The 26,363-nt window shown below is 72.7% G+C and carries 14 protein-coding genes and 2 pseudogenes; 3 read left to right on the top strand and 13 right to left on the bottom strand.

Translation table 11 applies throughout. The features are described 5' to 3' along the window. Positions 1 to 45: 45 nt before the first annotated feature. The 7 genes and pseudogenes from D9753_RS09715 to D9753_RS09745 form a co-directional block, all read right to left on the bottom strand. Positions 46 to 759, bottom strand: a complete 714-nt coding sequence (locus D9753_RS09715) for a glycoside hydrolase family 12 protein (RefSeq protein WP_121786637.1) — start codon at positions 757 to 759, stop codon at positions 46 to 48. Continuing rightward, positions 720 to 2,999 carry a glycosyl hydrolase family 95 catalytic domain-containing protein gene (locus D9753_RS09720; protein ID WP_121786638.1) on the bottom strand — a complete coding sequence of 760 codons (2,280 nt, stop codon included), beginning with the start codon at positions 2,997 to 2,999 and terminating at the stop codon, positions 720 to 722. The genes D9753_RS09715 and D9753_RS09720 overlap by 40 nt, the downstream gene beginning before the upstream one ends. Next, positions 2,996 to 4,972 carry a beta-galactosidase gene (locus tag D9753_RS09725; protein WP_121786639.1) on the bottom strand — a complete coding sequence of 659 codons (1,977 nt, stop codon included), beginning with the start codon at positions 4,970 to 4,972 and terminating at the stop codon, positions 2,996 to 2,998. The genes D9753_RS09720 and D9753_RS09725 overlap by 4 nt, the downstream gene beginning before the upstream one ends. Then, positions 4,969 to 7,135: pseudogene (locus tag D9753_RS09730) on the bottom strand (1,4-beta-glucanase). The gene D9753_RS09725 and the pseudogene D9753_RS09730 overlap by 4 nt, the downstream one beginning before the upstream one ends. An 80-nt stretch (positions 7,136 to 7,215) precedes the next feature. After that, positions 7,216 to 8,175: a carbohydrate ABC transporter permease gene (locus D9753_RS09735; protein ID WP_205614103.1), complete on the bottom strand. Its 960-nt coding sequence runs from the start codon at positions 8,173 to 8,175 to the stop codon at positions 7,216 to 7,218. Beyond that, positions 8,172 to 9,203: an ABC transporter permease gene (locus tag D9753_RS09740; RefSeq protein WP_121786640.1), complete on the bottom strand. Its 1,032-nt coding sequence runs from the start codon at positions 9,201 to 9,203 to the stop codon at positions 8,172 to 8,174. The genes D9753_RS09735 and D9753_RS09740 overlap by 4 nt, the downstream gene beginning before the upstream one ends. Positions 9,204 to 9,230: 27 nt before the next feature. Beyond that, the gene (locus D9753_RS09745; RefSeq protein ID WP_121786641.1) at positions 9,231 to 10,919 is read right to left on the bottom strand and encodes an extracellular solute-binding protein; all 1,689 of its coding nucleotides are present in this window, start codon (positions 10,917 to 10,919) and stop codon (positions 9,231 to 9,233) included. A 338-nt stretch (positions 10,920 to 11,257) separates the two neighbouring features. Between D9753_RS09745 and D9753_RS09750 the strand changes: the two genes are divergently transcribed. Then, a complete protein-coding gene (locus D9753_RS09750; protein ID WP_121786642.1) occupies positions 11,258 to 14,092 on the top strand; it encodes a glycoside hydrolase family 3 protein in 2,835 nt (944 codons plus the stop codon). 146 nt (positions 14,093 to 14,238) lie between these two features. Here the strand turns inward: D9753_RS09750 and D9753_RS09755 are convergent, their stop codons facing one another. From D9753_RS09755 to D9753_RS09765, 3 genes and pseudogenes are all read right to left on the bottom strand, one after another. Next, positions 14,239 to 15,684, bottom strand: coding sequence for an aldehyde dehydrogenase family protein (locus D9753_RS09755; protein WP_121786643.1), 1,446 nt, complete (start codon positions 15,682 to 15,684; stop codon positions 14,239 to 14,241). Between the two features lie 292 nt (positions 15,685 to 15,976). Continuing rightward, positions 15,977 to 17,561, bottom strand: a pseudogene (locus tag D9753_RS09760) (PucR family transcriptional regulator). A 105-nt stretch (positions 17,562 to 17,666) separates the two neighbouring features. Further along, complete coding sequence (locus tag D9753_RS09765) at positions 17,667 to 19,793, bottom strand: ATP-binding protein (RefSeq protein ID WP_121786644.1); 2,127 nt, start codon at positions 19,791 to 19,793, stop codon at positions 17,667 to 17,669. A gap of 267 nt (positions 19,794 to 20,060) precedes the next feature. Between D9753_RS09765 and gabT the strand changes: the two genes are divergently transcribed. Next, entirely contained in the window at positions 20,061 to 21,395 is a 1,335-nt protein-coding gene (gabT, locus tag D9753_RS09770; protein WP_121786645.1) for a 4-aminobutyrate--2-oxoglutarate transaminase, read from the top strand. Positions 21,396 to 21,794: 399 nt separating this feature from the next. Then, positions 21,795 to 22,415 (top strand): phosphatase PAP2 family protein, encoded by a 621-nt coding sequence (locus D9753_RS09775; RefSeq protein WP_394346696.1) that lies wholly within the window; start codon positions 21,795 to 21,797, stop codon positions 22,413 to 22,415. On the opposite strand, the gene D9753_RS09780 is transcribed toward D9753_RS09775, so the two are convergent. The 3 genes from D9753_RS09780 to D9753_RS09790 all read right to left on the bottom strand — a co-directional run bounded on the left by D9753_RS09780 (position 22,403) and on the right by D9753_RS09790 (position 26,343). Next, positions 22,403 to 24,229, bottom strand: coding sequence for a chitinase (locus tag D9753_RS09780; protein ID WP_121786646.1), 1,827 nt, complete (start codon positions 24,227 to 24,229; stop codon positions 22,403 to 22,405). The genes D9753_RS09775 and D9753_RS09780 overlap by 13 nt on opposite strands. An 84-nt stretch (positions 24,230 to 24,313) precedes the next feature. After that, positions 24,314 to 24,772 (bottom strand): hypothetical protein, encoded by a 459-nt coding sequence (locus D9753_RS09785; protein ID WP_121786647.1) that lies wholly within the window; start codon positions 24,770 to 24,772, stop codon positions 24,314 to 24,316. A gap of 140 nt (positions 24,773 to 24,912) precedes the next feature. Then, positions 24,913 to 26,343, bottom strand: coding sequence for an NAD(P)/FAD-dependent oxidoreductase (locus D9753_RS09790; RefSeq protein WP_121786648.1), 1,431 nt, complete (start codon positions 26,341 to 26,343; stop codon positions 24,913 to 24,915). Positions 26,344 to 26,363: the final 20 nt, after the last annotated feature.

Below are 26,363 nucleotides of genomic sequence, written 5' to 3' on the forward strand. Positions count from 1 at the left end.
GACCGGGAGGGGCCGGCCCCTGGAGAGGGAGCCGGCCCCGACGGCTCAGCCGCTGCTGACGCTGAGGCTGTTGGTGGTGAAGTCCAGTCCGCCGGATGAGGACGTGATCTCGTAGCCGAACTGGACGTCGCCGATGGTCACGTTGCCGAACCAGCCCTTGGTGTCTTTGATCCACTTCAGGATCGGCAGGATGTTGACCGTGCCGGAGCCGGAGTTGGAGCTGCGGACGAAGGAGAAGACCTCGTTGGAGCCGTTGTTGCCCTTGTAGACGGTCCAGGTTGAACCGCCGAGGGTGACGGTGCCCTGGGAGCCGCCGAGCGGGCCGACGGCGCCGGTCTTGTTGACCCAGAGCATGATCTCGTACTTGTAGCCGGTGTCCCAGATGTCGTACGACGTGTTGTACGCGCCGGACGCCGGGACGGTGACGTTGTAGCTGCTGGTGAGGGAGGTCAGGGAGCCGATCGGCTTGTTGATGACCTTCTTGGCGTTGGGGTAGGACTTGATGCCGCCGGTGTTCGGGTGGTTCGCCCGGACGCCCCAGTTGGTGCCGGAGTCGGCCCAGATGCACTGGCTGCCGGCGCCGGAGCCCCAGATGTCGTTGTAGAGGGTGTAGCCGTTCAGGGTGGTGCTGCCCCACTGGTCGCAGGAGTTCCAGACGGCGGCGGAGGCGGGTGCCGAGGCGAGGCCGACGGTGGCGCCGAGGGCGAGGGCGGGGGCGATCAGGGCCTTGACGACCCTGGTCCGTGTGCTTGTTGCCATGGTGTCCCTTCCATGGGTGGGGGAGGTGGGGGAGGTGGTGCTGGTTGCCGCGCCCTCAGGGTGAGGACGCGTTCTTCTCCGGCGACCAGGTCGAGCGGCTCGGCGCCGGAGGAAGTCCGCAGTTCGATGCGGTGGGTGCGGTGGGGCCGCAGGACGGCGCGGACACCGTCCGGGCTCCAGCCGAGGTCGAGTTCCGCGCCGAACCGGGTGCGTATGCCGCGCAGTTCACCGCTGGGGCAGGCGTCCGGTACGGCCGGCAGCAGGACCAGCCGGTGGGGGGTGGACTGGACGAGCATCTCGATCAGCACGCCGGGCAGGGTGTGCGCGGCGTCCGCGTTGTAGACGTCGCGGTGCGGGTAGTGGGCGCTCATCAGGGAGGCGTGGAAGAAGTCGCCGGCCAGGACCCGGCGCAGGGCGCCGGCGGCCCGGGCGGTGTCCCCTAGCCGGGCGGCGACCAGGGCGTGGTGCAGGTGGCCGTGGGCGGAGTCGTTCTCGGCACCGCGCAGGGCGAGCGCCCGGCGGGCTGCGGCGGCCAGGCGCGGGGTGTCGTACGGGTTGATCTCCTCCAGCGGCCAGACGCCGTACAGGTGGCTGAGGTGACGGTGGTCGTAGTTGTCGTCGAGTCCCGGCCAGGCCCATTCGGCGAGGGCGCCGTCGGCGTTGATCCGGTGCGGGGGCAGCCGGTCCGCCAGGGCCGACCAGGCGGCGGCGCGTTCGGGGTGGTACCGGGCGGCGGTGCGCAGGGTGTGCCGGGCGGCGGAGAGGTCCATGGCCGCGTTGACCGCGGCCGGGCCGCCGTTCGCGGGGCGGTTCTCGGGCGAGTAGGAGGGTACGACGACGAGGTGGCCGTCGGCGTCGGTGCGGGTGAGGAAGTCCTCGTAGAAGACGGCCGCCTCGGCGAGGGCGGCGGCGGTGCGCGGGTCCTGGGCGCCGCGGATCTCGTCGTGGTCGACCAGCGGTTTGAGCAGCCAGTCCGCGCCGGCGGTCCACAGATGCAGCGGGTGGTCGCGGCTGAAGTGGTACGTCAGCCCGGACTCGCCGTCGGTGTGCGAGGGCGCGACCGCGCCCCGGGCGCCGAAGACGGCGCGCGCGTTGGCCCGCCAGTCCGGCAACTGCCGCTCGATGAGGGCGGCCAGGGATTCGGTGACCTCGGGCAGGGCGGCGGCGGGTGCGGCGGCGGTCTGGAGGTTGAGGTTGGCGTTCGTGGTGAACGCCCCCGACCAGGCGGTATCCCAGTCGCCGGTCCACAGTCCGGTGAGCCGGGGCGGGAGCAGGCCGCTGCTGGAGAGCAGGTGGTAGCGGCCGGCGGCGAAGAGCCGTTCCAGCAGGGCCGGGCTGTGCGGGCGCCGCAGCAGTTCGGAGCCGGGCAGGGCGCGCTCGGCCGGATCGGCGCCGAGGTCGAGGGTCACCCGCAGGTAGGCGGCGCGGTGCCGGGCCAGATGGCGGCCGAGCAGGCTGTCGTACGACCGCTCGGTGCCGTCGAGCAGGTCCTGGAGCTGCCGGGCCTCTGCGACGACGTCCGCCTCGCCGCTGTGCCGGCGCACCCGGGTGAGCAGCAGCACCGAGCGGGCGCCGGTGACGCGGACGCCCTGTGGGACGAGTTCGGTACGGCCGCCGACGGCGGCGACGAGGGTCACGCCGGTGTAGGCGCGGTCGCTGTCCGGGTAGCGGGCGCGCAGGCTGAGCAGGGCGCCCTCGGGGGTGAGCAGGGTGCCCTGGCCGACCCGCAGTCCGGTGGGGGCGCCCGGCAGCCGGTGGTCCAGGCAGACATCGAGATCGCCGGCGGTGACCTCGTGCACGATGACGTCGTCGGCGCGGGAGACGAAGACGCGGCTGCCGGTGCCGGCGCGGACCGCGGTGACCTCGCCGGTGGTGAAGTCGACGGCACGGTGGTGGCCGTCGGGCCCGGCGCCCGCCGGTCTGCGCAGCCGGATCCGGAAGGCCGGATGGAAGGGCTGCACCCACTGCAACGGCCGGCCGTCGGTGAAGCTGTCGGCGGCGGTGAGGTCGCCGGCGAGCAACCGGTCCTGGACGGCGGGCAGTTCCGCGGCGAGCCGGGGTGGCCGGGCGTGCTCGGCGCCGTTGGGCCGCACCAGGGTGTGATGGGTGACGACGACCCGCTCGTCGTTCGGGTCACCGGACACGAGGGCGCCGTGGTGGCCGTTCCCGCTCAGGAAGGCGTCCTCCCAGCGGGCGGCCGCGGCCGGTTCCCAGGTGCCGTGGACCGGGGTGCGGCTCATGACCGCAGCACCGCCACCCCGTGGCGGCCGAGGGTGACCTCGTCCGTGACGTCCGTACCGCCGAGCAGGTCGTGATGCGTGCCGGGCACCTGGACGGTGATCTGCTCCCGCCCGTGGTTGAGCAGGAACAGCAGCTCCCCGCGGCGCACCGCCTCCACCCCCGCCGGGAGCCCGTCGAGCACCGGCCGCACCCCCGCGCCCGCGGCGATGCCGGACAGCAGGGTGCGCAGCGCGTCCGGCTCGGGGAGGGTGGAGACGTACCAGGCGCGGCCCCGGCGCAGCACGGCGGGCAGCCCGTCGAGTTCGCCGCCCCGGTACGGCACGGTCTCGGCGGCCCCCGGCTCCGGTTCGATCTCCTCCGACCACAGCGTGCCGCGGAAGCCCTCGCACGCCACGGTCTCCCCCGCCTCCAGCGGCCACCACTCGTGCAGGGTGCGGATGCCGAACAGCTCGCGCAGCCGGGCGTCCATGCCGCCGGTCCTGACCCGGTCGTCCTCGTCGGCGACGCCGGTGAGGAAACCGCAGACGAGGGTGGAGCCGCCGCGGACGTACGCGAGGAGGTTGGCGACGGCGGCGTCGGTGAGGAGGTACAACTGCGGGACGACGACGAGCCGGTAGCCGGACAGGTCGTGCTCCGGGTGGGCGAAGTCGGTGGTCAGATGGGCCTCCCACAGGGCCCGGTGCCATGCGGTGAGCACCTCCGGGAGGTCCACGAGCGTCGACAGCCGCCCCTCGTGCGCGCCGGCCCACCAGGAGTGCCAGTCGTGCAGGACGACGACGTCCGCGTCGATCCGGCCGCCGCTCACGTCCCCTGAGATCCGCTCCAGTTCGGCCCCGAGCTGCCGGACCTCCTGGTAGGCGCGGCCCTGCTCCCCCGCGTGGCCGACCATCCCGGAGTGGAACTTCTCGGCGCCCTGCCGGGACTGGCGCCACTGGAAGTAGCAGACGGCGTCGGCGCCGCGGGCGACGGCCTGGAACGACCACAGGCGGTTGAGACCGCGCGGCTTGGGGTGGTTCACACCTCGCCAGTTGACCGGTCCGGCCGCCTGTTCCATGAGCATCCACGGCCCGCGCGCCTGCGAACGGGTGAGGTCCTGCACGAGCGCCCCGTGCTGCGCGCCCAGCGGATCGCGCGGGTCGGGGTAGAGGTCGACGGAGACGACGTCCTCCTCCCGGGCCCAGCGCCAGGCGTCCTGCCCGATCCACAGCGGCATGAAGTTGGTGGTCACGGGGAGGTGCGGGGTGTGCCGGCGGACGATGTCCCGTTCGGCGGTGTAGCACTCCAGGAGCATGTCGGAGGTGAAGCGGCGGAAGTCCAGCACCTGGCCGGGGTTCTTCAGGTAGTGGTGGGCGCGGCGTGGGGGCAGGATGCCGTCCCAGGTGTCGTAGCCCTGGCTCCAGAAGGCGGTTCCCCAGGCGGAGTTGAGCGCGTCCAGGGTGGTGTAGCGCTGCCGTAGCCAGCGGCGGAAGGCGGCGGCGGCCTCGTCGCCGTGATCGGCGGTGCAGTACTCGTTGTTGATGTGCCACATGGTGAGGGCCGGGTGGGTGCCGTAGCGGGCGGCGAGGTCCTCGGTGATGGCGGCGGCGTACCGGCGGTAGGTGGCGCTGGAGTGCGAGAAGTGCTGCCGGCCGCCCCACCACTCGATGTGGCCGTCGGCGTCCCGGGGCAGGGTGTCGGGGTGCAGCCGGCCCATCCAGGGCGGCGGGGAGGACGTGGGCGTGGCGAGGACGACGCCGATGCCGTTGTCGTGCAGGAGGTCCATGAGCCGGTCCAGCCAGCCGAACTCGCGTGCTCCCGGCTCGGGTTCGAGTCGGGACCAGGAGAAGACGCCGAGGGTGACGGAGTTGACCCCCCGGGCCTGCTTCATCAGCCGGACGTCGTCCTGCCAGGTCTCCTCGGGCCACTGCTCGGGGTTGTAGTCGCCGCCGAAGAGGATGCGGCCCCGGGTGGCGTCGGCGAGGGCCGGTTTCATATGCGTTCTCCGTACTGGATGCCCCGCCCGTTGGTGGCGAGGTAGACACGGCCGTGGATGCGCGGGTCGCCGGTGATCGCCTGCCCGGTCCAGCCCCATCGGTGCGCGTCGTCGCTGATACGCGTCCAGGTCCTGGCCCGGTCGTCGGAGCGCAGGACGGCGGGGCCGGAGTCCGTGGCGCCGACCAGGTAGAGCGCCGGGTAGCAGGCGCCGGGCGCGGCCTTGCCGAAGCCGAGGGTGTAGGCGGCCCGGACGCCACCGACCGCGGTGAAGCCGACCCCGCCGTCGGTGGACCGGAACAGCCCGTGCTCCTTGGCGCTCAGCCACAGGTCTCCGGTGCGCCCGGGTGCTACGGCGAGCTGGAACTGACTGTCGCCGGCGGGCAGTCCGGTGGCGCGGGCGGTGAACGTACGGCCGTGGTCGGTGCCGGCGTACAGCGTGCCCGTGCCGGTGTCGTAGGCGTAGAGGACGGCCGGGTCGGCCGGGTCGGCCACCGGGGTGGCGCCCTGCGGGAAGGAGGGCACCTCCTCCCAGCCGGCACCGCCGTCGGCCGACCGGTGGGCGGGCCCGTTCGTGAGGGCCCACAGCAGCACGCCGCCGTCGGCGCTGACGGCGACCGGTCCGGGGCCGTCGCCGGCGTGGGCGGGCTGGGCCGGGAAGGGGGCCCAGGTGCGTCCGCCGTCCTCGGAGAAGGCGCCGTTGCCGTGGTCGCCCCACCCGGTCCGCACGACGTACGACGGTTTCGCCGCGGCCAGCGCGAGTCCGGTCGCCGTGCCGAAGACGGGGTTCGTGGCCATGCCGCGCGCCGGGGAGGCGGTGAGCCGGTCGTGGTACAGCACGCCGATGTCCCCGTTCCCGCTGATCAGGTGGGCCGCTCCGGTGGGCGGCGAGATCAGCCGCCGTACGGAGGTCTCCTCCAGGCCGCGGACGCGGGGCGCCCAGTGGACGAGGTCGCGCGTGCCGTAGACCGTGGCGCCGGTGCCGTACAGGACGTGCCGCGGGTCGTACGGGTCGACGGCGACGGCCTGGATCCACCAGCCGAACTTGGGCTCGTCCTGGCCCCAGCGGAGGTAGGGGGTCTCGGAGACGTCGAGGACGGCGGTGTCCTTCAGGGAGACCCAGCTACGGCCCCCGTCCGTGGTCCGGTACAGGGTGTCGACGGCGGCCCAGCGGTTGTTGGTGGAGACGACCACCGTGCCGGGGCGGCGGGTGGCGACGGCGACCCCGCCGTACCCGAAGGTGTCGGTGCCGCCCGGGACGGCCGGGGTGACGTCGGTCCAGGCGCCGGTGACGGTGTCCAGCTTGTGCACGCTGCCGGTGGACTGGCCGTTGGGGCCCGGGGCGTCGGCGTACGTGACGTACAGCTCGCGGGTGTGGTGGTCGTGGGCGGCACGGACCGGGACCCTGGCGGAGGTGCCGGCCGGCTGCCCGGGGACGGGTTCCCAGGTGGTGCCGTCGGTGGTGCGGTACAGGTTGGGCCGCGCGGGGGTGCCGTCGGCGTCGCCCCAGCCGGCGTGGACGGTGCGGCCGGCGGCGACGAGAAGGGTGACGCCCTGGCCGGTACCGGTCGGGGTGGCAGGGAAGCCCGTCGCCCTCGACCAGGTGGCGCCCCGGTCGATCGACCTGAGCAGCCCGTCGTGGCGGGTGCCGAGCCAGAGGGTGTCGCTGTCGCGGGGGTCGACGAGGAGCCGCTCGCCGGTGCCGCGGCCGTCCTCGTTGGCGCCGAGCCGCGCGGGGAGGGCGGTGCGGTGCCAGGTGGCGCCGCGGTCCTCGGAGCGCAGGAACGCGCCGTCGCCGGCCCAGGGCTGGGCGTACGTGCCGAGGGCGAGGTACAGCCGGTCCGGGTGGGCGGGGTCGACGGCCAGGGCCTCCACCCCGAGGAGGTTCCAGTCGTCCCAGCCGAGGTGGTCGGTGAGCGGGGGTCCAGCGGTCGGTGTCCCGGTCCCAGCGGTAGGCACCGCCGATGTCCGTGCGGGCGTAGGCGAGGCCGGGGACGGCGGGGTGGAAGAGGATGCCGGTGACGAATCCGGTGCCGCCGATCACCGCCGTGCGCCAGCGGTACGCCGGGCGCCGCGCCCCGGCCGCGTGCGCCTGCGTGGGCAGACCGGCGAGCGCGGCGGCGGCGCTTACGGCGAGTACGGTTCTGCGGCTGGGATCGGGCATGGGGTACCTCACTGGACGCGGGTGGGGGTGGGTGGTCCGGGGCCGGGGGTGGGTCTCTCCCCCGGCTTCCACGGGGTCGGTCAGCCCTTCACCGCTCCCGTCAGCATCCCCTTGCGGAAGTGCTTCTGGACGAACGGCGACAGCACGGCGACCGGCAGCAGGGCCATCACCATGACCGCCATCTGCACGGCCAGCCCGGACAGTTCACCCGTCTTGATGGCCTGCCCGAGGCCCACGGGGGCCTCCTGTTTCTGCACGAGCTGGATCATGACGTTCTGGAGCGGCATCATGTCCTGCTCGTTGAGGTAAAGCGACGCGTTGAACCAGGCGCTCCAGTACCCGACCGCGTAGAACAGCGTGATCACCGCGAGGACGGCCCGGGAGAGCGGCATCACGATCTGCCACAGGATGCGGATGTCCCCCGCCCCGTCGATGCGCGCGCTGTCGGTCAGTTCGGGCGAGATGCCCATGAAGAAGCCCCGCAGGACGAGGATGTTGAAGACGCTGACCGCGCTGGGAAGGATCAGCGCGAGGTAGGTGTCGGTCAGCCCGAGGGACTGCACCAGCAGGTACGTCGGGATGAGCCCGGCGCTGAAGAACATGGTGGCCATCAGCACCATCAGGATCCACCGGTGCCCCAGCGACCCGCTGCGCGAGAGGCCGTAGGCGCACAGCACGGACACGGTCATCGAGAAGACCGTGCCGACCAGCGTGACGACGATGCTGACGAGCGCGGCCCGGGTGACCTGGCCGCCGCTGAGCAGTTCCCGGTAGGCGACGAAGGTGATGCCCTTGGGGACCATGACCAGGCCGCCGGCCTCGTCGATGGTCTTCCGCGAGGACAGGCTGGTGACGAGGACGATCCACAGCGGGAAGAGGACGCCCAGGCAGGCGAGCGTGAGCACGAGGCTCTTGCCCGCGAGGCCCGCCCCGCCCGGCTTCTCCTCCCACGCCGGGCGGGGCGGGGCGGCCCACCGGCGCGGCCGGTCCACCACCGGGTCCGCCGCCGGGTCCGCCGGTCGGCCGAGGACGGCTGTCACTTCCGGTACACCCCCTGCTCGCCCATGAGATGGGCCACCTTGTTGGCGGCGAGGACCAGGCCGATGCTGACCACGCCCTTGACGAGACCGGCGGCGGCCGCGTAGCCGAAGTCCTGGTTGCGGACGCCGTTCCACCACACGAAGGTGTCCAGGACCTCGGAGGCGCCCGGTCCGACCGCGTCGCGCTGGAGCAGGATCTGCTCGAAGCCGACGGTCAGCGCGTCACCCACGCGCAGCACCAGCAGCAGCGCGATCACCGGGCGCAGCGCGGGCAGCGTGACGTGCCACATGCGGCGCCGGCGGCCGGCGCCGTCCATCGCGGCGGCCTCGTACAGATCGGGGCTGACGGAGGCCAGTGCGGCGAGGAAGACGATGATCCCCCAGCCGGCGTCCTTCCACACGCTCTGCGCGGTGACGAGGAACTTGAAGGTGTCGGGGTCGGTCATGATGTCGAGGCCGTCGAAGCCGTGCTGCCGCATCAGTTGGGAGAACAGCCCGGCGCCGCCCAGGAGTTGCTGGAACACGGCGACGACCAGCACCCAGGAGAAGAAGTGCGGCAGGTAGAGGACGGCCTGCGCGACGGCCCGCACCCGGGGCCGGACGACGCTGTTGATGAGCAGCGCGAGGAGGATCGGGACCGGGAAGTAGAGGACTAGCTGGAGGACGAAGAGCACCAGCGTGTTCCACATCGCGTTCCAGAACGCGGAGTCCTGGAAGATCTGCTGGAAGTTGGCCAGGCCGACCCAGGGGCTGTGCAGGATGGAGACGACGCCGTTGTCGCTGACGTAGGGGTCGTAGTCCTCGAAGGCGACGATGTTGCCGAGGATCGGCAGGTAGTTGAAGAGCAGGAGCAGGACGACGGCCGGGAGCGTCATCAGGAGCAGGACGCGGTCGCGTCCGAATCTCAGGCGCAGGCTCGGCCTCGCCGCGCGTCGTCTGTCACGGGAACCGGTGGCGTCGCCGGACGCCGCCGGGGTCGCAGTCATGTCGGCCTCGGCCCTGCTCCGAGGCACCGTGCTGTGGGACACGGACTTCTCCTTGCCTCGTGCCTCGGGTCAGCCGGCCGCCGGGCCGTTCTCGTCGAGGATCTTCTTGTACCAGTCGCGCAGCTTGTCGCCGCCCCTGCTCCTCCAGTCGGAGACGGCCTGCTGCATGTCGCCGATCTTCTTGCGCCCGCGCACGACGTCGTCCTCCAACTGCTCGAAGTCGTTGCCGAGGTTGGTGTAGCGGCTGGGCTCGGTGATCTGCATGCCGTAGAAGGAGGACTTGGTGGTGAAGGCGCCCATCCGCTGCTGCCACTCGACCTGGCCCTTGGCGACCTCGGGGAAGTCGGGGTGGGCGATGGTCGGGGCGGGACTCGCGATCATGACGTAGGCGTTGAGCACGTCGATGTTGCCCTGGTCGGTCTTGGTGGGCACACCCTTCTTGACGGTGTAGTGGGTGCCCTCGACGCCGTAGTTGGTGAGCATGTACTCCTTGGTGCCGTACGGCGCGGCGGTGGCGTCGGCGACGGCGAGCACGTCCCGGATCACCGCTTCGGAGGCCTTCTTGTTGACGAAGGCGAAGATCCCGGCGGGCTGTTCTGCCCACAGGTGCGGGTCACCGCCGTCGTGGCCGAAGACGTCCATGCCCCAGATCTTGAACTCGGGGTTGTGGGTGGCCTGTTCGGCGGTACGGCTCCACCACTGCGAGATGTTGTTGGCGTAGATGAGGAACTCGCCCGCCGCGAACTTGGGGCCGGGGTCGGTGGCCTGGCTCTTGCCGAGCTCGGCGTCGGGATGCACGACGCCGGCGGCGAAGAGCTTGCGGGTCCATTCCAGTGTCTCGAGGTACTCGTCGGTCTCGATGCGGTTGACGAGCTTGCCGTCGGTCAGGTTCCAGCCGAGCGGCTTCTCGCTGCCGGAAAACACGCCGAACATCTGGAAGGCGGTCCACTTCATGTCGAGACAGGCCCACCGCTTGGCCTTGGCATTGGTGATGTCCTTGGCGAGGGCCATGAACTCGTCCGCCGAGCGCGGCACCCGGTAGCCCTCCTTGTCGAAGACGTCCTTGCGGTACAGGGGCACGATGCCGGTGACGTACGGGGCGGGCTGGGGCAGGCCGCGCAGCTTGCCGCCGAAGATGGAGCGCTGCCAGGCGTCCGTGGGGATCGCGGCCAGGTTCGGGTAGTCCTTGACGGCGTCGCCGGAGAGGTAGGGGCCGAGGTCGGCGAACTTGGAGATGACGGCGCTGGGGATCTTGCCGTTCATGTTCCAGCCGGGGATGACCACCACGTCGGGGACGTCGCTGGAGGCGAGGACCGCGCCGAGCTTCTGCTCGTAGGTGTTGCCGTCCTGGTTCTGCCACCGGACGTCGACGCCGACGAGGTCGTTCATCGCCCTGTAGTAGGCGTTGTCCTGCTTGGGCGGGGAGCCCCAGAACGGCGACATGACGGTGACCTTGTTGCCCTTGCCGAGCTTCCTGGGCACGGACGTCTTCAGGCCGGCGAGGTCGAGCCGGTGGGTGAACCCGGCGGCCGAGCCGTTCTTGGCGGGGATGTCCGGCGCCACCACGTTTCCGGCCACGTACGCCGGGAGCAGTTTCCTGGCGTTCTTGCCGGCCGAGGTGCCTCCCCGCGCACCGCTGTCCGCGCTTCCGCAGGCGGTGAGCAGCGGCATCCCCCCGGTCACCGCCGCGGCGGCGACCGCGGTGGAGGCGAGGAAGGTTCTCCTGCTGGGAGCGGAGGAGGCGGCGTTCGGCGTCATTGCGTCAACCCTTCGTGGCGCACCAGGACACCCGGCGGTGGCCGTCGGCTGCGGTGTCTCGAGTGGATCTGGCTGAGCGGAAGCGTTCTCCGGTGCGGACTCGGCAGTCGAAGCGCTTCGATGTTGCTGCGAGGTTAAGTGAACGCCTGGGGGCACACAAGGGCCGTCACCAAGATTCCTGTGATCTCCGGTGACCGCCAGGGAAGTCGGTTACGCCTGTGGCAGCAAGGAGAAGTCGGTGATGTTTCGCCCCGGCACCTTGACACCCGGCCGCGTCCGGCTGAGCATCGAAGCGCTTCGAAAGCGTCGTGCCGCTCCATTCGCAAGGGGAACCACTCGTGACCGTCGACTCGCCGTCCACCCCGCCCTTCCGCGATCCGCTTCTGCCGTTCGCGAAGCGCGTCGAGGACCTGCTGGCCCGGCTCACCCGTGAGGAGAAGATCTCCTTCCTGCACCAGTTCACGCCCGCCGTGGAGCGTCTGGGCATCGCCGCCTGGCGGACCGGCCAGGAGGCGCTGCACGGCGTGGCCTGGATGGGCCCGGCGACGGTGTTCCCGCAGGCCGTCGGCCTCGGCGCGACCTGGAACCCGGACCTCGTACGACGGATCGGCGAGGCGGTGTCCAGGGAGATCCGCGCGATGCGCGCCCGCGACGAGCGGGTCGGCCTCAACGTCTGGGCCCCGACGGTCAACCTGCTGCGCCACCCGCTGTGGGGGCGTAACGAGGAGGGCTACGCGGAGGACCCGAAGCTGACATCGGCCATCGCCACGGCGTACACCCACGGTCTGCGGGGCGACCACCCCCGGTACTGGCGTACCGCCCCCGTACTGAAGCACTGGCTGGCCCACAACAACGAGCAGGACCGCGCCACTTCGTCGTCCTCCGTGCCTCCGCGCGTGCTGCACGAGTACGACCTGCGCGCCTTCCGGGACACGGTCGAGGCGGGCGCGGTGGCCGGGGTGATGCCGGCCTACAACCTGGTCAACGGCCGCCCCAACCACGTCTCCCCCTACCTGCGCGAGCACCTGCGCACCTGGACCGACGAGGAGCTGCTGGTCTGCTCGGACGCGGGCGCGCCCTCCAACCTGGTCGACGCGGAGCACTACTTCGACACCCACGAGGCGGCCACCGCGGCGGCCCTGCTGGCCGGCGTGGACAGCTTCACCGACCACGGCACGGACGGCACGCTGATCACCGCCCGGGTCCGAGGGGCCCTCACCCGGGGCCTGTTGACGGAGGCGGACATCGACACCGCCGTGCGCCGCCAACTGTCCGTCCGTTTCCGGCTCGGCGAGTTCGACCCGCGGCACGACCCGCACGCGGGCACCGGCGCGTTCGACACCCCCGCGCACCGGGCGCTCGCGCAGGAGGCCGCCGAGCAGGCGATCGTACTGCTGAAGAACGACGGCGACCTGCTGCCGCTCGCCCCGGACACCCGTCTCGCGGTCGTCGGCCTGCTCGCCGACGAGTGCAAGCTGGACTGGTACAGCGGCAGCCTCCTGCACCGCTCCACCCCGCTGGAAGGCCTTTACGAGCGGTTCGGCGCGGAGCGGGTGCGGTTCGCGGAGGGCGTGGACCGGGTCCGGCTGCGGACGGCGGCCGGCGCGTTCCTCGCCGTGCCCGTGGCCGACGCCCCCGACGAGACGCGCGGCGCCGAGGGCGCCCTGGACCCCGCGCTGCTGTCCGGGCGCACCGACCTGCCGCCGGTCACCACCGACGCCACCGGCACCGAGTTCGCGCTGGCCGACTGGGGCGAGGGAGTGCTGACCCTGCGCGCCCCCGACGGCCGCTACCTCTCGGTCGCCGAGGACGGCTACGTCCGGGCCTCCGCCGACCAGCCCGGCGGCTGGGTCGTCCAGGAGACGTTCCGCCTGGAACCGCACCACGACGGTCACCTCCTCAAGCACCTGGGCACGGGTCGTCATCTCCGTGTCGCCGCCGACGGCCTGCGGGTTGCCGACACGGGTGACGTGTTCGAGGTGGTCACGGTCGAACGGGGCGAGGACGCGGTGGCCCGGGTGGCGGGCGAGGCCGACGTCGTCGTGGTGGTGGCGGGCAACGACCCGCACATCAACGGCCGCGAGACCGAGGACCGTACGACGCTGCTGCTGCCGGAGCACCAGCAGCGGCTGCTGCGCGCGGCCCGGGCGGCCAACCCGCGCACCGTGCTGGCGCTCGTGTCGGCGTACCCGTACGCGGTGGACGCGGCCTCACTCCCGGCCGCGCTGTGGACGGCGCACGGCGGGCAGGCGGCGGGCACCGCGCTGGCCCGGGTGCTGGCCGGCGACGTCTCCCCGGCCGGCCGCCTCCCCCAGACCTGGTACGCCGACGACGCCGATCTGCCCGGCCTCCTCGACTACGACGTGATCGGCGGCCGGCAGACCTACCTCTACTTCGACGGCAGCCCGCTCTTCCCGTTCGGCCACGGCCTGTCGTACGCGTCCTTCGCGTACGCCGGCCTGACGGCCCGCGTCCGGGCCGGCTCCGTCCTCGTGAGCTGCACGGTCGGCAACACCGGGGGCCGGCCGGCGGACGAGGTGGTCCAGCTCTACGGCCGGGCCGTGGACCCCTCGGTGCCCCGCCCGCGCCGCGAACTGCTGGACCACCGCCGGCTCACGCTCGCCCCCGGCGAGACGGCCGAGGTCACGTTCGAGGTCCCGCTGTCCGCGCTGGAGTTCTGGGACGTGGCGCACGGCGTCCGGCGACTGGAGGACGGCCCGTACGAGCTGCTGGTCGGGGCGTCCAGCGAGGACGTACGGCTGCGCACGACCGTCCGCCCCGGGGGCCGGCCCGCCACCCCGCGACCGCTGCTGGAACGGGGCCTTCCGGCCGTCGACTTCGACGAGCAGTCCGGCATCGCGATCGTGGACTGGACGAGAACGGCGGGCGACGCGGTGACCCCGGCCCACGACCGGACCGCTGAACTCGTCTACCGCGCCTGCGACTTCGGCCCCGGGGTGACCGAGGTGACCGCACACCTGGCGGGCGAGGGGACCCTGGAGGTGTCCCTGGACGGCGGCCCGGTGCTGGCCGCCCTCACCCTGGACACCCCCACCGCCGGCCCGTACGCCTACACCACCCGCACCACCGGACTCGTCACCGCGGGCGTCCACGACGTCCGCCTCACGCTGCGCGGCCCCCTGCGGCTCGCGCACGTCGGTTTCCCCGGCTGAGGGTCCGTGGGGAACCGGCGCGGGGAAAGGGCCCGGCACCGCGGGAAACCGGTGCCGGGCCCCTTCCGGACCGGCGGACGCACGAACGGCCGCAACCCCCGCACAGTGGGCTGCGGCCGTTCCTGTTCCGACCTGTCCGTGGCAGGTCAGAGCGCGAGACCGGTGAGAACCAGCACGCGCTCGTAGGTGTAGTCCTCCATCGCGAACCGGACGCCCTCGCGGCCCACGCCGGACTGCTTGGCGCCGCCGTACGGCATCTGGTCGGCGCGGTAGGACGGGACGTCGCCGATCACCACACCGCCGACCTCCAGGGCGCGGTGGGCACGGAAGGCGACCTGGAGGTCGTGGGTGAACACGCCCGCCTGGAGGCCGTACTTGGAGTCGTTGACCGCGTCGAACGCCTCGGCCTCGCCGTCCACCTTCCGCACGGTGAGGACGGGCCCGAAGACCTCCTCGCAGGCGATCGTGGTGTCGGCCGGTACGTCGGTGAGGACGGTCGGCGCGTAGGAGGCGCCGTCGCGCTTGCCGCCGGTGAGGAGCTGCGCCCCCGCCGAGACGGCCTCGTCGACCCACGACTCCACGCGCTTGGCGGCGTCCTCGCTGACCAGCGGGCCGACGTCCGTCCTGTCGTCGGTGGGGTCACCGGTGACCTGGGCCTCGACGGCGGCGACGATGCGCGGCAGCAGCCGGTCGTACACGGACGCGTCGGCGATCACCCGCTGCACGGAGATGCAGGACTGGCCGCCCTGGTAGTTGGAGAAGGTCGCGATGCGGGTCGCGGCCCAGTCCAGATCGGCGTCGGAGGCGTAGTCACCGAGGACGACCGCCGCCCCGTTGCCGCCGAGTTCGAGCGTGCAGTGCTTGCGCGGCACCGAGTCCATGATCGCGTAGCCGACCTTCTCGGACCCGGTGAAGGAGATCACCGGCAGGCGCTCGTCCTGGACGAGGGCGGGCATGCGGTCGTTGGCGACCGGGAGGATCGACCAGGAACCGGCCGGCAGGTCCGTCTCGGCCAGCAGGTCACCCAGGATCAGACCGGAGAGGGGCGTGGCCGGGGCCGGCTTCAGGATGATCGGCGCGCCGGCGGCGATCGCCGGGGCGACCTTGTGGGCGCACAGGTTCAGCGGGAAGTTGAACGGCGCGATGCCGAGCACGACGCCCTTCGGGAAGCGGCGGGTCAGCGCCAGCCGGCCCTGGCCGCCGGCGTCGGTGTCGAGCCGCTGGGCCTCGCCGCCGTTGAACCGGCGGGCCTCCTCGGCGGCGAACCGGAACACGGAGACGGCACGGCCGACCTCGCCCCGGGCCCACTTGATCGGCTTGCCGTTCTCGGCGGAGATCAGCTCGGCGATCTCCTCGGTGCGCTCGGCCAGCCGCTTGCTGACGTGGTCGAGGGCGGCGGCGCGCACGTGCGCCGGGGTGGCGGCGAACTCGTCCCGCACGGCGTACGCGGCGGCCACGGCCTCCTCGACCTGGGCGTCGGTCGGCACGCCGACCTTCCCGACGAGCCGGCCGTCCCACGGGGAGGTGACGTCGAAGCTGTCCTCGCCGGTGACCTGGCGGCCGGCGAGCCAGAAGGCATGGGTGGAAGTCATGTACGAGTCCCGGCCCTTCCGCGTTGTGGGGTGTACTTGGCTTGCGTGCTCCACGGTAGGACGGGGACGCCGGACGGTCGCTTGTCCGTGTCGTACCACTCGGGGCGGGGGGTGCGCCGGTTTGGCGGGGTGAGCCGCACGTGGCGGGCCGGGATGCCCGCGCGCGCCGGGCCCGCCGGGGTGGAGCGCCGTGGCGGGCCGGGATGTCCGCATGCGCCGGTCCGGCTGAGGCGGGCCGCCGTGGTGGGTCGGGATGTGTCCCGGGAGAGCTGGCTGCCTGCCCCGGGGGTGGTCACTCGGTCGACGTCGTCTTCAGGGCCAGCCACAGCTCCATGCGTACGTCCGGGTCGTCCAGGCTGCGCCCCAGGATCTCCTCGACCCGGCGCATCCGGTACCGCAGCGTGTGCCGGTGGACGCCCAGGTCGGCCGCGGCCGCGTCCCACTGCCCGTGCCGGGACAGCCACGCCCGCAGCGACGCCACCAGATCGCCCCGCCCCGTCGCGTCGTGCTCGCGCAACGCCCGCAGCAGCCCGTCGGCGAACGCCTTCACCGCGTCGTCGGCCAGCAGCGGCAGCACGGACCCGGCGGCCAACTGCTCGTGCTCCACGAACGCCCGCCCCCGTCGCCGCGCCACCGACAGCGCCTGCCCGGCCTGCTTGTACGCCGCTGCCGCCGCGGTCGGCCCGGCGGGCGCCGACAGGCCGACGACCAGATCGTTCTCCTCCGCACGCGCACGCCCCTGCTCGGGCACGGCTCGCGCGCTCTCGCGCGCCGCCGCGTACGCGGCGCACGCGGCCACCGCCGTACCCTCGTCGGCGGCCAGCACCACCAGCCGCTCCCCCTCGGGCACGACCAGCACGGCCTCCCCCCGACCGCGCCGCGGCGGACTCCACGGCCTCCGCGAGTTCACCCAGCGGTTCGCCCGCCGCGCCGGCCGGGGACTCGGCGACGATCATCCGGAACGGCGCGTCGAGCAGCCCGCCGTACAGGTCCCCGGCGACGGCCCGCGCGTGGTCGGGCTCGCCGGCGAGCAGCATGCGCAGCACCGCCGTACCGATGCGCTGCTCGGCCGCGTACAGGGAGCGGGAGCGTTCGGTGGTGAGGGTGAGCAGGGCGATGGCGGAGTGGACGGCGTACCGCTCGGCGGTGCCGAGGGGCGCGGCCGTGCCGACGGCGAGCGCGGCCCGCGGGCGGCGGCCGGTGCCGAGGCTGTGCAGCTCCACCCGGTCCTCGTGGTCCGGTCCGCCGACGACGGACGACGCGGGGGCGGGCCGCTCCCGCAGCCGCTCGACCTCGGCGGTGATCCGGGCGGCCCGCCGGCCGGCCCAGTCCGGGGCGGCGGCGACGACGGAGCCCGAGGCGTCGTACAGCGCGGCCCAGCCGTCGACCTGCCCGGCGAGCACGCCGAGCACGCCCTCGGGGCCGGCGTTCAGCGCCTGCCGGGTCAGCTCGCGCTGGGCGGCGAAGCCCGCCGTGACCGCGCGGTACTGGTCGGCGGCGATCGCCGCGGACACCGCCTTGCTGATGGCGAGGAAAGGGGTGCGGCGGGGCACCTCCAGCAGCGGCAGCCCCTCCTGCGCGCAGGCGTCGACGAGCGGCTCGGGCACCTGCTCGTAGTTGACGCCCACGGCGAACCCCAGGCCGACCACGCCCGCGCCGGCGAGGCGCCGCACATACCGCCGCATGGCCTCCGGGTTCTCGGCGTCCAGTTTCAGCGCGGTGATCAGCAGCAGCTCGCCGCCCTCCATGTACGGCACGGGGTCGGCCAGCTCGCTGACGTGCGCCCAGCGGACGGGCACGTCGAGACGGTCCTCGCCCGCGCGCACGGTCAGCTTCAGCGCGGAGTGGTGGACGAGCGAGGCGAGAGTCGGGGGCATGGCGCCTTCACGGTGGAGGGAGGGGGTGATCTTTTGGCCACGGTGTATGAACGGCCTACGCCGATTCTGCCTCACCGTACGATCACCCGCTGGCTCCCGCCGGACTCACCCCCGCAGATCCACCAGCAACGGCGGCGCGTGCTCCCCCCGCACGGTGGTCAACGACAGCACCGCGTGCCCCGCCGGCACCCCATGAGCCAACTCGGAAGCCGACCACCGCTCCCGCTCCACCTGCCGAACGGTGACGGCCCGCGCCGTCGGCGCCTGACCGGTGATGACCCGGCGCAGCATGTGCACGGCCTTGCCGGCCGGGGTCTCGGCGATGATCTGCCGGTCGGTGACGTCCCGGGTCTCGGTCCACTCCTTGCCCCACACCTCGGCGAAGTCCTGCCCGTCCCAGGGCGTGAGCCCGGACAGCGCCATCCGGCAGCCCGTGGCACCGAGCAGCGGGCCGCGCAGCGGCCGGGGCGCGTCGTCCAGGGTGCGCAGCGTGAGCACTGTCCCGGCGTTGACGCTGCGCAGCCGCTGGATGCCGCGCACGGCCTCCGGGGTGACGACACCGGTGGCGTCGTCGAGCAGCAGGCAGGCGAAGAGCGAGCGGTCCTCGCGCACCGTCACGGCGGCCGTGAACTGGGCGAGCACCAGCCGGGCCAGGATCCGGGAGGCGTCGGCGTGGCCGCGCTGCGGCAGGTCGATACGGACCCGGACCGGGTGATCGAGGGCCCGCAGCGAGAAGGGCCGGCTCTGTCCGGAGGTGTCGAAGAACGCGGCGAAAGCCGGCCGGTCGAGCAGCGCGATCCGGTCGGCGAGAACCGTGCCGACATCGCCCGGGTGGGCCATCTGCCGCTCCCGGGCGTCCAGTTCGCGCAGCAGCGAGGAGTGCCCGGCATCGGTCAGCGCCTTGCGCAGCGCGGCCAGCGGGCCGGGTGCGCCGTCGAGGAGCTGTCGCAGTTCCGGGACGGAGGGGAAGCGGTCGTGGACGGCCCGGAAGGGGCCGAGCAACTGGGCGAGGACGGTGGTGGAGCGGCGGGTGTCGCTGCCCGGGTGCGGGTCGGCGAGGTCGCCGACGAGGGCCTCGGCGAGTATGGCGGCGGCCTCGTCGGGATCGGTGGTGCCGCCGTAGAGGTCGAGGTCGTGGACGGAGTCGGGGTGGCCGACGCGTACGACGACGTCGTAGGCCTCGGCCGGACCGAGCCCGGCGCCCGCCGCGCCGGCCACCACGACCGCCGCCCGGCCGGCGAGGGCATGCAGGCACAGGGACTCGGCGAGCGGCCGCACGACGGCGCCGGTCTTGCCCGATCCGGCCGGCCCGACGGCGAGCAGCGAGGTGCCGAGCAGATCGGGACCGAGGGCCAGACCGGCGCCGCGGTAGTGGTAGGGGTTGCGGGGGTCGTCGGCGGTGGTGCCGAGCCGGACCTGGCCGGTGAGCAGGTCGTGCCGGGCGTGCCGGGCGGGCAGGTCCCGTTCGCCTGACGGGTGCGGGCAGGCGGCGGCGCCGTCCTTGAGCACGGCCCCGGTGAAGGCGGCCAGGGCGTGCCCGCCGGACCGCACACCCTGCCAGGCCCTGCTGATCCGCGCGTGGTCCACGTCCCGCATCAGCCCGGCCCGCGCCTCACCGGCCAGCCGCTCAGCAGCCTCGTACGCCCCGGCCTGCCGCAGCGGGGGCCATGCGGCGGGGTCGTGGTCGGGGGTGGAGGGTTGTGCGGCCTCGGGCGCGGCGGGGCTCCAGGCGGGCGGGCCGAAACGGCGCCAGACCTCACCCCAGCGGCCGAGGCGGCCGACGACCAGCAGGATGGCGAGGGCGATGACGGTGTAGTACGAGTACCAGAGGATCGCGTTGCCGACGCGGTCGTTGCCCTGGCGCCAGGAGTCGGGGGTGAACAGCTCCAGCGGCAGCACCCACCAGCCGCCGAGGTAGTTGTTCCACAGCAGGGACCACACCAGCCAGCCCACCAGGAAGGCGATCACCGCGCCGCTGAGCAGTTGGCGGGACGGGATCCGTTCGGGCTCCTGTTCGGGCCGGGGCCGGTACCCGAAGCGCCAGACGCCGGGCGCCGCATCCGGGCGGGGGGTCCTCAGCCAGGTCAGGAACGCCGAGCCGTCCGGCCGGGGCGGCGCACCGGGCGGCATCGACGGCATGGCCGGCACCCCGTAGGCCTCCGGCGGGCCCGCCGGATGCGGTACCGGTGTGGTGTGGGTGCCGCGTGTGTCGTGTGTGCCGTCGCTGTCCATCCGCCCTGCCCCCTGACCAGCCGTTCCGTCCGCCATCAGCGAGTCAATCTACGCCCCGGCCTGGGGAGTTCACCGCTTACGTGGCCGTAAGGAGCCGTACCCGCCCGGGTGGGCTATGTCCACCGCGGACAACCGGTCCCGCCGACAACGCCCACATGGAGCATGCCCACCCCGCGGGAGCGGTCTTAGCCTGCGAGAAAAGAAGGTATGCGTCCGAAAACGCACCGCCCGGAACCGCCCGGTACGCAAGATCATCAGGGAGCCCTCATGACCGCACTTCCGCAGGAGCGCCGCGTCGTCACCGCCATTCCCGGCCCGAAGTCGCAGGAGCTTCAGGCCCGCCGTACCGCCGCGGTCGCGCAGGGCGTGGGCTCCGTGCTGCCCGTGTTCACCACCCGCGCGGGCGGCGGCATCATCGAGGACGTCGACGGCAACCGGCTCATCGACTTCGGTTCCGGTATCGCGGTGACGAGCGTCGGCGCGTCCGCCGAGGCCGTCGTGCGCCGGGCCTCCGCCCAGCTCGCCGACTTCACCCACACCTGTTTCATGGTCACCCCGTACGAGGGCTACGTGGAGGTCGCCGAGGCGCTGGCCGAGCTGACCCCGGGCGACCACGCCAAGAAGTCGGCGCTGTTCAACTCCGGCGCCGAGGCCGTCGAGAACGCCGTCAAGATCGCTCGCGCGTACACCAAGCGGCAGGCCGTGGTCGTGTTCGACCACGGTTACCACGGCCGGACCAACCTGACCATGGCGCTGACGGCGAAGAACATGCCGTACAAGCACGGCTTCGGGCCGTTCGCGCCCGAGGTGTACCGCGTGCCGGTGGCGTACGGCTACCGCTGGCCGACCGGTGCGGAGAACGCCGGTCCGGAGGCCGCCGCGCAGGCCATCGACCAGATCACCAAGCAGGTCGGTCCGGACAACGTCGCCGCGATCATCATCGAGCCGGTGCTCGGTGAGGGCGGCTTCATCGAGCCGGCCAAGGGCTTCCTGCCGGCGATCGTGAAGTTCGCCAACGACAACGGCATCGTGTTCGTCGCCGACGAGATCCAGTCCGGTTTCTGCCGTACGGGCCAGTGGTTCGCGTGCGAGGACGAGGGCATCGTCCCGGACCTGATCACCACCGCCAAGGGCATCGCCGGCGGTCTGCCGCTGGCCGCCGTCACCGGCCGCGCGGAGATCATGGACGCCGCGCACGCGGGCGGCCTGGGTGGTACGTACGGCGGTAACCCCGTCGCCTGCGCGGGTGCGCTCGGCGCCATCGAGACCATGCGGGAGCTGGACCTCAACGGCAAGGCCAAGCGCATCGAGGAGATCATGAAGGGTCGCCTCACCGCCATGGCCGAGAAGTTCGACATCATCGGCGACGTCCGTGGCCGTGGCGCGATGATCGCCGTCGAGCTGGTCAAGGACCGCACCACCAAGGAGCCGAACCCGGAGGCCACCGCCGCGCTGGCCAAGGCCTGCCACGCCGAGGGTCTGCTGGTCCTGACCTGCGGCACCTACGGCAACGTGCTGCGCTTCCTGCCCCCGCTCGTCATCGGCGAGGACCTGCTGGGCGAGGGCCTCGACATCATCGAGCAGGCTTTCGCGGGCGCCTGAGCCACCCTGAGCCGCACATCCGAGCGACTCGTTCGCACGTCTGTCGGGTGCCTGCGGCAGGCCGTGTGAAGAAGGTGTGCGGGGTGGATGGCGGGACCCGATTCCGTCTGCCCAACCGCCCCGGCCTGCCGTAGGTTCTCTCCCGATGAGAGATACACCCCGCCCACAGGGGACTGTGGGCGGCGCCGGGCCGAGGTTTCCCCAGCTTCGACCTGGTCGTGCCCTCGCGCACGGATCCGGCGCCTGACGGCTCCGGGTTCTCCTCACCGATCGGACGGTCGCCGCCCCAAACCCCCCGGGGCGCGCGACGTTCCGGTCCGGCCGGCCGCCCCGGAACGACCCCCCCTTGTTCCGGGGCGGCCGGCCTCCTTCTCGGGATCGTCTGCCAAGCTGGTCGTCGTGTCGACCTCAGTCCGCCGCGCCCTGTTGCCCGTCGTCGCGGCCGTCGCGGCCCTCCTGTTCGTCCTGATCACCTGGCAGGTCGTGGCGCACGGCCCGCTGCTGGGACCGGACGCCCGGCTGAGCCGGGCCCTGATCCGTCCGGACCGCTTCTCCGAACTCCTCGCCGACCTCGGCAACGTCCAGGTCGCCCTCCCCGCGCTCGCCGCGGCCCTCGTGCACGCGGCCCGGCGGGGCCGGGCCACCGGTGCGGACCGGTGGTGGATCCCGCCGCTCGCCGCGGCCGCGCTGATGGCGCTGGTCCCGGCACTCGTCGTGCCGCTGAAGGACTTCACCGGCCGGCCGGGGACCCCTGTGGTGCCCCCGGCGACCGGCTACTTCCCGTCGGGTCACACCGTGACGGCGGTGGTCGCGTACGGCTCCGCGACCCTGCTCCTGCTGCCCCGGCTGCGCTCGTCCGCCGCCCGCCGCCTGCTGGTGGCCGGCTGTGCGGTGCTCGTCCTCGGGGTGTCGTACGGCCTGGTGCGCCGGGGCTGGCACTGGCCGCTGGACGTGGTGGCCGGCTGGTGCCTGGGCACGGTGCTGCTGACCGCCCTCGCCCTGGTGATTCAGCCGAAGTAGGCGTCGAAGTTCTTCTGGAACTCCCAGTTCGCGTAGCGGTCCCAGTTCACCGACCACGTCATCAGACCGCGCAGCGCGGGCCAGGTCCCGTGGGGCGCGTACGAGCCGCAGTTCGTCTTCTTCGTGAGGCAGTCCAGGGCCTTGGTGACCTCGGACGGGGAGACGTGGCCGTTGCCCGCGTTCGTCGACGCCGGCATGCCGATGGCGACCTGGTCGGGGCGCAGCGGCGGGAAGACGTTGTTCGCGTCGCCGGCGACCGGGAAGCCGGTGAGGAGCATGTCGGTCATGGCGATGTGGAAGTCGGCGCCGCCCATGGAGTGGTACTGGTTGTCGAGGCCCATGATGGGGCCCGAGTTGTAGTCCTGGACGTGGAGCAGGGTCAGGTCGTCGCGCAGGGCGTGGATCACCGGGAGGTAGGCGCCGCAGCGCGGGTCCTGGCCGCCCCACTTGCCGGCGCCGTAGAACTGGTAGCCGTTCTGCACGAAGAAGGTCTCCGGGGCCATGGTCAGGACGAACTTGGCGCCGTACTTGGCCTTCAGGGTCTTCAGCGCCGAGATCAGGTTGACGATCACGGGGGTGGTCGGGTTCCTGAAGTCGGTGTCGCCGGCGTTCAGGGACAGCGAGTGGCCCTCGAAGTCGACGTCGAGTCCGTCGAGGCCGTAGGTGTCGATGATCTTCGAGACGGAGGAGACGAAGGCGTCGCGGGCGGCCGTCGTGGTCAGCGTGACCTGGCCGTTCTGGCCGCCGATCGAGATCAGCACCTTCTTGCCGGCCGCCTGCTTGGCCTTGACCGCGGCCTTGAAGTCGGCGTCGCTCTCCACGTTCGGGCATTCGGTGACCGGGCAGCGGTTGAAGCGGATGTCGCCCGAGGTGGCCGAGGTGGGCTCGCCGAAGGCCAGGTCGATGATGTCCCAGCCGTCGGGGACGTCCGCGAGGCGGGTGTAGCCGGCGCCGTTGGCGAAGCTGGCGTGGAGGTAGCCGACGAGGGCGTGGGCGGGCAGGTCGGCCGGGCCGCCGCCGGTGCCCGCGCCGGTCGTGGCGGTCACTGCCGCGGACTTCGCGGACTCACCGGCGTCGTTGACCGCGGCGACCTGGAAGCCGTACGCCGTCGAGGCCGCGAGGCCGGAGACGGTCGCCGACGTGCCGGTCACGGTCTGGACCCGGGCGCCGTCGCGGTAGACGGCGTAGCCGGTGGCGCCGGTCGCCGCCGACCAGGACAGGCCGATGGAGGACGAGGTCACGGTGGTGGTCCGCAGGCCGGTGGGTGCGGTGGGCGGCTGCCCGGTGCCGCTGCCGCCGGGGCCGACGAGGGTGATGTCGTCGGCGTTGTAGGCGCCGGTGCCGTACCAGCCGTGCGTGTTGATCGTGACCTTGGTGGTGCTGGGTCCCGTGCGGAAGGTGGTGCTCAGCTTCTGCCAGTCGGGGGCGGACTGGGTCCAGGTGGAGACGTCGGTGGTGCCGGTGCCGGTCGCGCCGAGGTAGACGTAGGAGCCGCGGACGTAACCGGACAGGGTGTACTGCGCGTCGGGCCGGACGGTCACCGTCTGGCTGCACTGGGCGTTGTCGCCGCCCGCGGGGGTCGCCTGGAGGGCGGCCTTCCCGCTGTGCACGGGCGAGTCGACGGTCGTGCCGGCCGTGCAGGTCCAGTTGGTGAGGCCGGACTCGAAGCCGCCGTTGACGGCTGTGTCCACGTCGGCCACGTCGGCCACGTCGGCCGCGTCGGCGGCCGACGAGAGCGCGGTGATACCGGGCACGGCCAGCAGTGCGGCCGTGAGCACGGTGAGGACGGAGCCGGGACGTCTGGGGCGATCCACAAGGGCCTCCGAATTAAGGGGAGTTGGCGGGCGGAGCGCACACAATTTGGTCCAGACCAATCCCGTTGTCAAGGTGTCCGGGCGTCACCCGTCCGCGTTCCTCTCCCTGGCCGGCCCCACCACCGCCTCGTGCATCGCCAGTTCCAGCAGTGCCGGGTCGGTCAGCGTGCCCGAGCCGTCCGGCGGCACCAGCCAGCGCACTCCCCGGCTCGCCCGGCCCGGATACGGCACGACGATCCAGGTGCCTGCCCCGGCGGTACGGATGCCGGTGCCCAGCCAGCGGGCCGCGGTGCCCGGCGGCACGAGGAACCCGACCCGGCTGTCGCCGAAGTCGGCGAGCACCGGGCCGGGCTGGTCGAGCATGCGGCTGAGCACGTCGAGGGTCGGGTAGCCGAGGTCGCCCGGCAGGATGAGGACGTCCCACCCCTTGCCCGCGGGCAGCAGGGTGACCCCGAGGGGGTTGCGTTCCCACTCCCAGCGGCAGGCCCCGGGGTCCGGTGCCACGGATGCGAGCCATTCGACCGCCGTCTTCGGCCCAGTCATCGAAGAACCTCCCTCTCTCGTCCGACGCGGTCGCGTCACGGGGAGAGAGGGAGGTCCGGCCGGAGCATTACGCGGGTTTCCCGCCCTTCGTCGCGCGGTCCGGGCCGCCGCTGGCCGTCGGAGCGCGGTCCGGGCCTCGGCTAGCTGTCGAAGCCCAGGCCGAGCCGGTCCATCGTCCGCAGCCACAGGTTCCGCCGGCCACCGTGGGCGTCCGCGCGGGCCAGGGACCACTTGGTGAGGGCGATCCCGGTCCAGGCGAAGGGTTCCGGCGGGAACGGCAGCGGCTTCTTGCGGACCATCTCCAGCTCGGTCCGCTCGGTGCGCTCTCCGTCCAGCAGGTCCAGCATGACGTCCGCGCCGAAGCGGGTCGCGCCGACGCCGAGGCCCGTGTAACCGGCCGCGTAGGCCACGCGGCCCTGGTGGGCGGTGCCGAAGAACGCCGAGAAGCGGGAGCAGGTGTCGATCGCGCCGCCCCAGGCGTGGGTGAAGCGGACGCCCTCCAACTGCGGGAAGCAGGTGAAGAAGTGGCCGGCGAGCTTGGCGTACGTCTCGGGCCGGTCGTCGTACTCGGCGCGGACCCGGCCGCCGTACGGGTAGATCGCGTCGTAGCCGCCCCACAGGACGCGGTTGTCGGCGGAGAGCCGGAAGTAGTGGAACTGGTTGGCGCTGTCCCCGAGCCCCTGCCGGTTCTTCCAGCCGATCTCCGCAAGCTGGGCGGGTTCGAGCGGTTCGGTCATCAGCGCGTAGTCGTAGACCGGGACGGTGTACGACCGCACGCGCCGCAGCAGGCTCGGGAAGATGTTCGTGCCGAGCGCCACCCTGCGGGCGCGCACCGCGCCGTAGGGGGTGCGTACGGCCATGCCGCCGCCGTACTGCTTCAAGGTCAGCGCGGGCGTGTGCTCGTAGACCCGGACCCCGAGCCTGACGCATGCCTGCTTCAGGCCCCACGCCAGTTTCGCCGGGTGCAGCATGGCCACGCCCCTGCGGTCCCACAGGCCGGCCTCGAAGGTCGGCGAGTTCACCTGCTCGCGCACCGCGTCGGCGTCCAGGAACTCGATGTCGTCGGCGAGCCCCTTCTCCTCCAGCTCCCGGTGCCAGTCGCGCAGTTCCCAGGCCTGGTAGGTCTCGGTGGCGACGTCGATCTCGCCGGTGCGTTCGAAGTCGCAGTCGATGCCGTGCCGGGCGACGGCGGCCTCGATCTCGTCGAGGTTGCGCCGGCCCAGCTCCTGGAGCCGGTGGATCTCGCCGGGCCAGCGGGCGAGGCCGTTGGGCAGGCCGTGGGTGAGGGAGGCGGCGCAGAAGCCGCCGTTGCGGCCGGAGGCGGCCCAGCCCACCTCGCGGCCTTCCAGCAGCACCACATCGCGCTGCGGGTCGCGCTCCTTGGCGTTGAGCGCGGTCCACAGCCCGCTGTAGCCGCCGCCGACGACCAGCAGGTCACAGGTCTCGGTGCCGGTGAGAGCGGGCTCGGCGGGCGGCTTGCCGGGGTCCTCCAGCCAGTACGGCACCGGCCGTGCCTCGGAGAGCGAGGCGGTCCAGTTGTCTCTGCCACGGCTCATGGCGCTCGGGGCCATGATTTCAACTCCCTACAGGG

It is taken from the genome of Streptomyces dangxiongensis, assembly GCF_003675325.1.
GTDB classification, from domain to species: domain Bacteria; phylum Actinomycetota; class Actinomycetes; order Streptomycetales; family Streptomycetaceae; genus Streptomyces; species Streptomyces dangxiongensis.

What these genes read in the sequence shown, in the direction of transcription:
- D9753_RS09745 (WP_121786641.1), bottom strand. Translation starts at nt 10,919, where the DNA reads ATGACGCCGAACGCCGCCTCCTCCGCTCCCAGCAGGAGAACCTTCCTC.
- D9753_RS09765 (WP_121786644.1), bottom strand. Translation starts at nt 19,793, where the DNA reads ATGGACAGCGACGGCACACACGACACACGCGGCACCCACACCACACCG.
- D9753_RS09725 (WP_121786639.1), bottom strand. Translation starts at nt 4,972, where the DNA reads ATGAAACCGGCCCTCGCCGACGCCACCCGGGGCCGCATCCTCTTCGGC.
- D9753_RS09785 (WP_121786647.1), bottom strand. Translation starts at nt 24,772, where the DNA reads ATGACTGGGCCGAAGACGGCGGTCGAATGGCTCGCATCCGTGGCACCG.
- D9753_RS09720 (WP_121786638.1), bottom strand. Translation starts at nt 2,999, where the DNA reads ATGAGCCGCACCCCGGTCCACGGCACCTGGGAACCGGCCGCGGCCGCC.
- D9753_RS09715 (WP_121786637.1), bottom strand. Translation starts at nt 759, where the DNA reads ATGGCAACAAGCACACGGACCAGGGTCGTCAAGGCCCTGATCGCCCCC.
- gabT (WP_121786645.1), top strand. Translation starts at nt 20,061, where the DNA reads ATGACCGCACTTCCGCAGGAGCGCCGCGTCGTCACCGCCATTCCCGGC.
- D9753_RS09790 (WP_121786648.1), bottom strand. Translation starts at nt 26,343, where the DNA reads ATGGCCCCGAGCGCCATGAGCCGTGGCAGAGACAACTGGACCGCCTCG.
- D9753_RS09755 (WP_121786643.1), bottom strand. Translation starts at nt 15,684, where the DNA reads ATGACTTCCACCCATGCCTTCTGGCTCGCCGGCCGCCAGGTCACCGGC.